The organism is Actinoplanes sp. ATCC 53533 (assembly GCF_003947245.1).
Genome location: NZ_QHHV01000137.1, coordinates 71,545 through 81,689, shown reverse-complemented (window position 1 = coordinate 81,689; position 10,145 = coordinate 71,545). Strand labels below are relative to the sequence as shown.

Here is a 10,145-nt window from a genome sequence, read left to right as displayed (position 1 = left end):
TGGCGCCGGCGCCGATGTCGATCCCCAGGACATAGGGCACGTGGTCACTCCTCCATCATCGACGGCCGGGAAGGTCCACATGTTCGTACCAGAAGGCGGCGCGCGGATCGTCCCCCAAAAAACCGGGCCGCCGAATCCCCTAACCCCCTAACGCCCGTCCGCTGAGGACCACCGATCGGCCACGGTGCGACCGGGGGCACCGACCCCGATGCCCGCGCCGGACGTCCACCGTACGGTTTGCTGCGGTGCCGGACCCCGGCGCCGCTCACCCGACGCAAGCCCGGCTTGAAGGAGCCTCATGGACTCGTCCCCGACGTTGCAGGATTTCGTCCTCAACCTGATCTACGACCCGGCGGCCCGCTCGGCCTTCGAGGTCGACCCGGAGTCCGCGCTGCACGCGGCCGGCCTCGGCGACATCACCGCGGCCGACGTGCAGCAGGTGATCCCGCTGGTGGTCGACTCGGCCCCGGCCGCCGGCCTGCACGACCTGGCCGGCATCGACGACCTGACCACCGGCGTGGCCAACCTCGACATGGCCGGTGCGGTGTCCCAGCTGCAGGCGATCACCTCCCAAGTGGCCGTCGTGCCGAGCCAGGTGGCGGGCGATCTCAGCCTCACCACCCTGGGCGGCGTGAACGCCACGGTGCTCAGCGTGACCGGCGACCACGCGATCGGAGCCTCGGTGCTCTCCGGCAACTCGCTCGGCCTGGCCGGGCTGGACGGGCTGGACGGCGTGACCTCGGCCGTGCCGGTCGGGGTCGGCGGGCTGTCCGCGGGCGACGACCCGGGTCTGCACCTGGACAGCGGCGTCGTGGCCCCGGCCGAGCACACCGTGACCGGCGTGACCGCCGGTGTGGACCACCTGTCCACCGGCGTCGGCGCGGGCCCGGTGGGCATTCTGGACAGTGGCCTGGGTGCGGTGGGGAACCTGCCCGCATCGATATCGCTGGATCACGGACTGGACCTTGACGTCGCCGGGGTCGGCGGGGCAACCTCTTCGGTCGGGTCCCTGATCGAGCCGGATCTGGGCCGCGTCCTGCCGCACGACCCGGTCGACGACCTCGGCAGCACCGTGAGTAGCGTCGGCGGCGCCGGGCACGAGGTCACCGGCGTGCTGGGCGGCGTGCTCCACCCGGCCGACGAGACCGAGCCGTCGCACGACCTGCTGGGCGGGCTGCACCTGTAGGGCGCACGCGGTGCCGGTCCCGGGTCGGGCGACACGACGAGAGACTGGGCGGAACGAATGACGAGCTGGGAGACCGGACCCACGGCCTATGCGGGTCCGGCCTCCCTCGTCCCGCCGTCCCCGGTCCCGGCCCGATCGGCGGAACCGGACCCGCTGCGGGCGGCCGGTGCCCTGTGGTGGCTCGACGTCCTCGACTCCACGATCCGCAGCTGCACCGCGCACGGCCGCTCCGAGGTCGCCGAGTGGCTGTCCCGCCGGCGGGCCCAGCTGCTGCGTCCCGAATTGCGGGTGCTGGTCGTCGGCGCCGCCCACCAGGGCAAGAGCCAGCTTATCAACGCACTGATCAACGCCGGGGTGTGCGCGGTCCACGCCGACGGTGGCACCGGTGTGCCGGCCGTGGTGCGGCACGGCGAGTCGCCGGCCGCCCAGCTGATCCGCCGCGGCTCGCCGAGCGCCGAATGGACGGCCGAGGTCGGCCTGCAGGACCGCGTCCCGCTCGGCCTGGAAGCGCTCGACGCCGCGATCACCGAGGCGGCGGCCGGATTTCCGGCCGGCACCCCGGTGCACGCCGACATCGCGGTGCCCCGCTCGCTGCTGGCCGGCGGCCTGGTGCTGATCGACACCCCGGCGCTGCCCGGCCTGCCCGGTTCGGCCGACCGCGCGGTCAGCGCCGCCGGTGACCTGGCCGCCTGCGCCGGCGCCGACCTGGTGCTCTACGCCTGCGAGGCGGGCCGCGAACTCACCGGGGCCGAACTGGCCGTGCTGCGGGACCTGGCCCGCTTCCTCCCCGGCCTGCTGGTGGTCTTCACCAAGACCGACTACGCGATCGACTGGCGCCGCAACCTCGCCGACAGCCGCACCCTGCTGGCCCGGGCCGGGGTGCCCGCAGCCACCACCGCCGTCTCCTCCGCGCTGCGGCTGCACGCGCTGCGAGCCGGCGACACCGCGCTCAACAACGAGTCCGGCTTCACCGACCTCATCGGCCACCTACGGCGGATGGTGGCGGCCAAGCCCGACCGGCTGGCCCGCGACACGGTCAGCCGGCTCGGCCAGCTCACCCTCGAGGAGCTGGCCGGCCCGCTGCGCGACGAACTGGCGGCCCAGCAGAACGCGGGGACGCCGGACGCGGTGGCCCGCCTGCACACCACCCAGCGCCGCCTCGACGACCTGCGCAAGTGCGCCGTCCGCTGGCAGAACACGCTCTCCGACGAGGCCGGCGACCTGATGTCGGACATCGAGCACGACCTGCGGGAGCGCATCCGCGCGGTGCTGGCCGAATCGGACGAGTTCTTCGCCACGGCCGACCCGGCCAAGGCCTGGGACGAGTTCGAGCCCTGGCTGCGCCAGGCCCTGGAGGAGCTGACCGGGACCAGCATGACGTGGCTGGCCGAACGCATCGAGTGGATGGCCGGCCGGGTCGCCGATCAGTTCCCGCCCGAGGCGGGCCGGGTGCTTCCGCCGCCCGCGCTGGTCACGGCCGACGAGCGGACGGACGGGGTGCCCGGCCTCGACGCGCCGCCGGTCGCCAGGTTCAGCGCCGGCCAGAAGCTCTTCATCGGGCTGCGCGGCTCGTACGGCGGTGTGGTCATGTTCGGCCTGGCGACCAGCCTGGCCGGGATGTCGCTGATCAACCCGATCTCGATCGGCGGCGGCGCGCTGTTCGGCGGCAAGACGATCCGCGACGAGGGCAAGTCGCTGCTCAAGAAGCGGCAGGCGGAGGCGCGGACCGCGGTCCAGCGGCACGTCGACGACGTCTTCGTGCGCCTCAACAAGGAGGCCCGCGACACCGTACGCCGGGTGCAGCGCGCGCTCCGGGACCACTTCACCGCGGTGACCGAGGACCTGCAGGAGACCGTCATGGAGTCACTGCGCAACGCCAAGGCCGCGGCCGACCAGGACGTCGCCGCCCGTGACCAGCACGCCCGGCGGATCCGGCAGGAGCTGGCCGGGCTCGCCCAGCTGCACTCCCAGGCCCGGGCGCTGGGCGACCGCGCGTGATCGACGACGAGGAACTCGAGCGGCGCACCTACCGCCTGCTGAGCGAGGCGACGCACATCTACCAGGGGATCCCGCCGGCCGCCGCGCTGCTGCGGTCCACCCTGGACCGGCTGGCCGGCCCGCTGCGGCTGGCCGTCGCCGGCCCACCCCGGTCGGGCCGGTCCACCATGGTCAACGCGCTGATCGGCGAGGAGCTGGCCCCGGTCGAGCTGCCCGGCGACCCGCCGGCGAGCGTCACCTACCGGGACGGCACCCAGCCCCGCGCCTGGTGGCAGGACGAGCGCGGGACGCCGTACGAGATCCCGATGATCCGCGCCGCGCACGGCCTGCGGCTGACCCCGGACGCCCGGCATGCCGGGCGGCCCGACGGCGCGCGCCGCGCCGTCATCGAATGGCCGAGCCGGACGCTGCGCCGCACCGAGCTGATCGACACCCAGCTGCCGCTCCCGCAGGTCTTCCAGACCGCCGACGCGGTCCTCTACCTCACCCCCCACCTGGACGAGGCCGACCTGCTGACCCTGCAGGCGGCGCGGGGCATCCGCGGGCCCTCGGTGTTCCCGGTGCACACCATGATCGTGCTGTCCCGGGCCGACGCCACCGGCGGCGGCCGCACCGACGCCCTGCTGACCGCCAAGCAGGCCGCCCGGCGCCGGCGCCGCGAGCCCCGGGTCGGCGCGCTCTGCCAGGACGTGGTCGCCGTCTCGCCGCTGATCGCGGCCGCCGCCCGCACCCTGCGCGACGACGAGTTCCGGGCGATCGCCACGATGGCTGCCCTGCCCCGCGACTCGTCCGAGCCGCACCTGCTCTCGACCGACCGGTTCACCGCCGCCGACGCGCTGCGGTCGGTCGCCGCCCAGCAGCGGGCCGAGTTGCTGCAGCGCCTCGGCCTCGGCGGCATCCGGCTGGCGATCACGTTGACCCGGACCGGCTGCGGCAGCGCGGCCGTGCTCGGCGAGCGGCTGCAGGAACACAGCGGGCTCAAGGACCTGCAGGCAGCGATTGCGGAGCTCTTCACCGCCCGCCGGGCCGCGCTGCGCGCCCGCTCGACACTCACCGTCCTCGACCGGCTGCTGCGCACCCAGCCGGTGCCGTCGGCCGCCCACCTGCGGGACGAGCTCGAACTGCTGCTCGCCGACGCGCACGAGTTCCACGAGCTGCGCCTGCTCGCGGCGCTGCGCGCGGGCCGGGTCAACCTGCCCCGCGAGCACGCCGTCGACGCCAAGCGGCTGCTCGGCGGCGCCGGCACCAGCCTGGGGGAGCGCCTGGGCATGTCCCCGGAGGCGACCACCGACGACACCTGGGCCGAGGCGCACGCCGCCGCCGAGCGCTGGCGGCAGCACGCCCACGGGCGCGCGCTGCCGCCGGCGCAGCGCCGGGCCGCCGAGGTGGTGCTGCGCAGCTGCGACATGATCCTGGCCGGCCTGGACAGCATGGCGGCACCCGCCGGCGCGTAGCGACCCGGATCCGAAGCTCAGGCCGGGCGGACGGTGATTTGCGATCAAACGTCGCAATGGGCAGTTCGTTTTGATCCAAACCATTGACGGGTCGCTTGGATCCAAACAACATGGGCACCTGCCGGTCACCACCACGATCCTCGGCGGCGACGTGGTCCACGACGGCGGCACGGCGGGCGCGGTCAGGCCGGAGCGCGCGGCCCGTGGTGTCGCGTGCCTCAACGACGGCCGATGCTGCTGCCAACCGGCCTGAGCGGCGCGGTCCCGTCCTGCTGGTCATCCCCGCGGCGGCCGCGGATGACCGCGAGGACGAGTGCGGCGGGAGCCGGGCCACGGCTGCCGCACGGAGCTGTCTCAGCCCGCCGCGGTCCGCGACCTGCTGCCGAGCCTGTGAGGACCGGCGGCGCGAGGTAAACTGGAGGGTGGCTCTTACCCATAGAGAAATCTTCGAACGGCACGTGTACGCCGCCGCGATCAGCCGTGACCCGGACGCGTACGCCGCGATGTTCGCCGAGGACGGCGTCCTGGAGGCGCCGCTGGTGCCCCCGGGTCATCCACTGCCCCGCCGCATGGTGGGCCGCGCCGCGATCAGTGCCGGATCCCGCGCGTATCAGCGAGTCCCGGCGTACCAGGGCACGGTGAATTTCGAGCAGTCCGCCTACGTGCTGCACGAGACCGCGGACCCCGACGTGTTCATCGCCGAGATCGACACCGTCTTCGAGGAAGCGGATGGCGGGCGGACGACGATGTCGCTCGTGAAGATCTTCCGCGTCCGGGACGGGCAGATCGTCAGCCTTCGCGACTACTTCACGCCCCCACCGTCCGAGTGCGGCTGATTCGTGGGCGGTGGGAGTCGTTCGCCCGCACCACGTCCGATCGGTACTGCCTACGGCGTTTGTTGCGGCTGGCGGGGTGTCGGTGGATGCTCCTGATGAGTTCTGGGAGTGAGCCTCCCGGTGGGTAGGTAGCCGGGCAGGTGGAGGCCCATTTTGGCCGGCATCCGGACGCTGAGATCATCCTGTCCCTGCCCGGACTCGGTGTGATCCTCGGCGCCCGGGTGCTCGGCGAGTTCGGTGACGACCAGGACCGCTACGCCTCGGCGAAGGCCCGGAAGAACTATGCCGCGACCAGCCGGATCACCCGCGCGTCCGGGAAGAAGAGGACCGTCGCCGCCCGGTCCTTGCGCAACGACCGGCTCGTCGGCATCCCGCACGGCTGCCTCCAACCGGCCCCTCTACAACTAGACCACCGTCTGGTCTCACCACCTCGACAAGGCCGCAGGTTGGCATCCAAGCTTCTGGGATGCCTTTGCTCTGCTTCCCTATGGGAAACACCGGTGGGGAAACGTGCGGGGTTCTGCCTATCGGTTGCGGCCGGGCGTCGGCCGAGCGGGTGTTTCCGATAGGGAAGCAGAGCAAAGCGAGCGTGGAGGGTGGGGTCTGTCGCTGGGCGGCGAGGCCCGGCAATCGAGATGGACCTCGGTCCGGGCGTCGCCGGCCCGCGGCCGCGGGGCCACGCATCCGCCGTGACAGTGTCAGGGGGACCTGAGCGGTGGGAACGGCTCCCGGACCGCGGGCAGTTGGATCAGCGTTTTGTCATCGTCGCGCGAGCCGAGTAGGCGCCGTTGGCCGGCTTGTAGTCCAGCAGCATCCTGGTGGGCCCGACCGGCCAGAGCACGATGGTGCCCCGCGGGCTGCACTTGCCTGTGTCGATGCGTTCTTCCAGCACGATCTTCTCGGTGGAACGGCTGGTCACCGTGACCGTGCCCGAGCATTCGAGGCGGGGGTAGCGGATCGTGCCGCTGTCGGCACCCGGTGGGAGTCGCAGATGGACCGGTTGGGGGCTGTTGAAGCTCTGCTCCAGCTCACCGATCCAGTCGCCGGCGGCCGGCTCCGGCCCGGTCGCGGGCTGTGATGCCGAGGCTGACGCCGACGGTGTGGGCGGTGCCGATGCCGGAGTCACGCTGCCCTGGCTCCGAGCCTGGATCAGCGGAACCGCGGCCGCGGCCCCGCCGAGCAGGACGACCGCGGCACCGGCAGCCGCGAGTCGCCGGCGGTGGCGGCGGCGCGCCGAACCGTCGGTGACGGTGTACCGCCAGGTCGCGGCCTCGACCGCGGCACGCAGATCCGGCTGGTCGTGCAGGACCGTGGTGCCGTGTGTCAGGCCACCCGGCCGCAGGAGGCGGTCGAGGAGTTGGCGCGCCGTCGGGCGGTGCGCGGGATCCTTGGACAGCGCCTCCGCGACCAGTTCGCGCAGCGGGCTGTGCAGGCCGTCGAGGTTCGGCTCGTCGGTGACGATGCGGGCCGCCGTCGCCATGGCCGAGGGGGCGTGGAACGGCTCGTGACCCGTGCCGGCGAGGGTGACCACCGCACCCCAGGAGAAGATGTCGGCGGCGGGCTGGACCGAGCCGCCCGGTCGCACCTCGAAGCGTTCCGGCGCCATGTAGCCGACCGTGCCGACGAGCTGGTTCTCGGCGGTGAGCCGGCTCGTCGACCGGAGGGCGTGGGCGATGCCGAAGTCGATGACCTTGGGGCTGCCCGGCGGAAGCAGCACGTTGCGCGGCTTCAGGTCGCGGTGGATGACGCCGGCGCCGTGGATGGCGGTCAGCGCGGTGGCCACCCCGATCGCCAGCGCGTGCAGGTTCGCCGCGGTCAGCGGCCCGTCCCGGTCGATCACGTCGGCCAGGCTGGGCCCGTCGACGTACTCGACGACGAGGTACGGCTGGGCGTGGTCGGGGTCCGCGTCCAGGACCTCGGCGGTGCAGAACGGGGGAACCTGGCGCGCTCCGTCGATCTCGCGGCGGAACCGCCTGGCGAACTCGGGGTCGGCGGCGAGATGGCTCCGGACCACCTTGACCGCCACCCGCCGCCCGGTCGGGCCGGTGCCGAGGTAGACGGTGCCCATGCCGCCCTCGCCGAGGCGGCCCAGGAGACGGTACGGGCCGATGCTCGTGGGATCCCCGGGCAACAACGCCGCGACCTCTGCCGCCGGTCGATCCGTCACAAACGTCCTCACCATGCCCGCCGATAAGCCGAACACAAGGTACAGGGCGCGCTCGCGCAGGGGCGACACCAGATCGTCGCGGCCCATGGATCTTTGTTGATAGCGTTGCCGACTGTGGACGAGGTGCGGGCTGATCCGGAGGAGATCGTGCGGCTGGCGAAGGTGACGCTGGCCGGCGCGGACGGGATGACCGGAGCGTGGTCGTCGGCGCAGGGTGCGGTCGCGCCGCCGGGGACGGCGTTCGGTAACGCCGCGGAGAGCGGTGGGTGCGCGCTCGCGGCGGCCGAGGCACTGGCGGCGGTCGATGAGACGTGGCGGGAGATCACCGGCGTGTACGAGGGGGATGTCGACCGGTTGTACCGGGTGGCGTTCGCCTACCAGCAAGCCGATCGTGAGGCGATGCAGCGGCAGCTGAACGCCGGGGGAAAGAGGCCGCTGCCGTGATCCCGCCCGACCCGCCGGCCGCGCCGCCGGCCCCGGCGACCATGGACAACATCTGGGACCTGGAGGCCGACCCGAGCGCGCTGCACGGTGCCGCCGCACGGTGGCGGGCGTTCGCCCGTGCCGCGGACTCCCACCGCGACGGCGTCGACCGGGCCGCGAAGCCGCTGCGCGGGAACGCCTGGAGCGGCGAGGCCGCCGATTCGTACCATGATCATCTCGGCAAGCTCGGCCGCGGCGTCACCGACGTGCTGGACAACGTCGAGACGTACGCGTCGTCGCTGTCCTCCGTCGCGGATGCGCTGGCCACCGCCCAGCACGAGCTGAACGACAGCCTGGGCCGCACCGGCGTGCCGACCGCGCAGACCGGGCGCAGCATCACGTTCCAGTTCCGCGACGACGACGAGGTCAAGCGGGTCAACACGGCGATCGCCGAGGCCAATGGCATCCGCTCCGGACTCGACACCGGGCTGCACCGTTACCGCGTCGCGATCGACAACGCCAGCAGTGACGTGCGGAGCCTGGCGGGCGCCTGGCGCGACGTCGCGGAGGGCAACGACGACGGCTGGAAGCTGCCGCCCGAGGCCAAGGGCACCAACTGGATCTACGACGGCAACTCGGTGGTGCTCAACACCGGCCCCGGCGACGACTCGGTGACGATGTCGGTCGATCCGAAGACGGGCGAGCAGATCGTCACCGTGAACGGGCAGGTCACCCGGTTCCCGGCCGGTTACGACGTGACGATCCGCGCCGGCGAGGGCAACGACACCATCGACGTCGCGCCCGGCACCCGGGTGCGGCTGACCCTGCTGGGCGGCGAGGGCGACGACACGCTGCGCGGCGGCGACGGCAGCGACCGCATCCTCGGCCTGGACGGCCGCGACCACATCGAGGGCCGCGGCGGCGACGACCGGATCACCGCCGGCGCGTCCCGGACCCACCTGCCCGGCGAGGACACCGCCAAGCCGATCACGGAGGTGATCGACGGCGGTGCCGGCGACGACCGCCTCTACGGCGGCCTCGGCGCCGATCGGATCACCGGCGCCGGCGGCGGCGACCTGATCGAGGGCGGCGCCGGTGACGACACCGCCGACGGCGGTGACGGCGGCGACACCGTGCGCGGTGGGGGCGGCATCGACAACGTGTACGGCCGCGGCGGCGCCGACACCCTCGACGGCGGTGCCGATCGGGACTACGTCGACGGCGGCGCGGGCAACGACGCCCTGTCCGGCGGGCTGGGCGACGACACCCTCTACGGGCTGTCCGGCACCGACCGGCTCGACGGCGGTTTCGGCCAGGACTACCTGGAGGGTGGCACCGGCGACGACACCCTCGACGGCGGCGCCGGCAACGACATGCTCTCCGGCGGCCGGGACAACGACATCATCCGCGGCGGCACCGGCGCCGACGTGATCTACGCCGGCGCCGGGCACGACTCGGTCGACGGTGGTGCCGGCAACGATCAGGCCTACGTCCAGCAAGGCGAGGACGCCACCAGCGGCACCGAACGCACGGTCAACGTGCAGATCTCCGACAAGGCCCAGTACATCAAGATCTCCGGCTCGCCCGAGTTCGTCGAGCGGGTCCAGGCCGACCTGGACATGCTGCGCTCGTCGCCGAACGGCCAGCAGATGCTCGACGGTCTGCAGCAGGCTCACGACGACAGCGCCAACTGGTTCTACGACGGCAACGGGCTGACCATCAAGGAGTTCGGCGAGGAGAACGGCACGGCCACGTCGACCCCCGGCAACTTCGGCAAGGAGTCGTACGAGGTCACCGTGAACCCGTCGTTCGACACCCTGTACGACGGGCCGCCGGTCACCGTCCTCTACCACGAACTCGCCCACGTCTACGACTACTCGCACGACACCCTCGCCGACGGCGTCTACACCGGCGCGGACAACCCCGGGGTGCCGAACAGGGAACGCGAGGCCGCCGGCCTGCCGATCGACGACGACAACGATCCGTCGACCCCGAACCGGATCGACCCCGACCACCCGTACGAGCTGACCGAGAACGGCCTGCGCGCCGAGCTCGGCGCCCCGCAACGGCCCCGGTACTGA

The 10,145-nt window shown here is 72.9% G+C and carries 7 protein-coding genes and 1 pseudogene; 7 read left to right on the top strand and 1 reads right to left on the bottom strand.

All coding sequences use genetic code 11. The features are described from left to right. Window positions 1–298: 298 nt before the first annotated feature. The 5 genes and pseudogenes from DMB66_RS38650 to DMB66_RS38630 form a co-directional block, all read left to right on the top strand. Complete coding sequence (locus tag DMB66_RS38650) at window positions 299–1,186, top strand: IniB N-terminal domain-containing protein (protein WP_125809090.1); 888 nt, start codon at window positions 299–301, stop codon at window positions 1,184–1,186. A gap of 57 nt (window positions 1,187–1,243) precedes the next feature. Next, window positions 1,244–3,184: a dynamin family protein gene (locus DMB66_RS38645; RefSeq protein WP_125809089.1), complete on the top strand. Its 1,941-nt coding sequence runs from the start codon at window positions 1,244–1,246 to the stop codon at window positions 3,182–3,184. Then, the gene (locus DMB66_RS38640) at window positions 3,181–4,638 is read left to right on the top strand and encodes a hypothetical protein (protein ID WP_125809088.1); all 1,458 of its coding nucleotides are present in this window, start codon (window positions 3,181–3,183) and stop codon (window positions 4,636–4,638) included. Before DMB66_RS38645 ends, DMB66_RS38640 begins: the two co-directional genes overlap by 4 nt. A 422-nt stretch (window positions 4,639–5,060) precedes the next feature. After that, window positions 5,061–5,474, top strand: a complete 414-nt coding sequence (locus DMB66_RS38635; protein ID WP_125809087.1) for a nuclear transport factor 2 family protein — start codon at window positions 5,061–5,063, stop codon at window positions 5,472–5,474. A 149-nt stretch (window positions 5,475–5,623) separates the two neighbouring features. Continuing rightward, window positions 5,624–5,836, top strand: a pseudogene (locus DMB66_RS38630) (transposase); the annotation flags it as partial. 386 nt (window positions 5,837–6,222) lie between these two features. Here the strand turns inward: DMB66_RS38630 and DMB66_RS38625 are convergent. Beyond that, entirely contained in the window at window positions 6,223–7,641 is a 1,419-nt protein-coding gene (locus DMB66_RS38625) for a serine/threonine-protein kinase (protein ID WP_233625141.1), read from the bottom strand. A 114-nt stretch (window positions 7,642–7,755) separates the two neighbouring features. Here DMB66_RS38625 and DMB66_RS38620 point away from each other — a divergent pair, with 114 nt between their 5' ends. Both DMB66_RS38620 and DMB66_RS38615 read left to right on the top strand, forming a co-directional pair. After that, entirely contained in the window at window positions 7,756–8,085 is a 330-nt protein-coding gene (locus DMB66_RS38620; RefSeq protein WP_125809085.1) for a hypothetical protein, read from the top strand. Next, the gene (locus DMB66_RS38615; protein ID WP_125809084.1) at window positions 8,082–10,145 is read left to right on the top strand and encodes a M91 family zinc metallopeptidase; all 2,064 of its coding nucleotides are present in this window, start codon (window positions 8,082–8,084) and stop codon (window positions 10,143–10,145) included. The genes DMB66_RS38620 and DMB66_RS38615 overlap by 4 nt, the downstream gene beginning before the upstream one ends.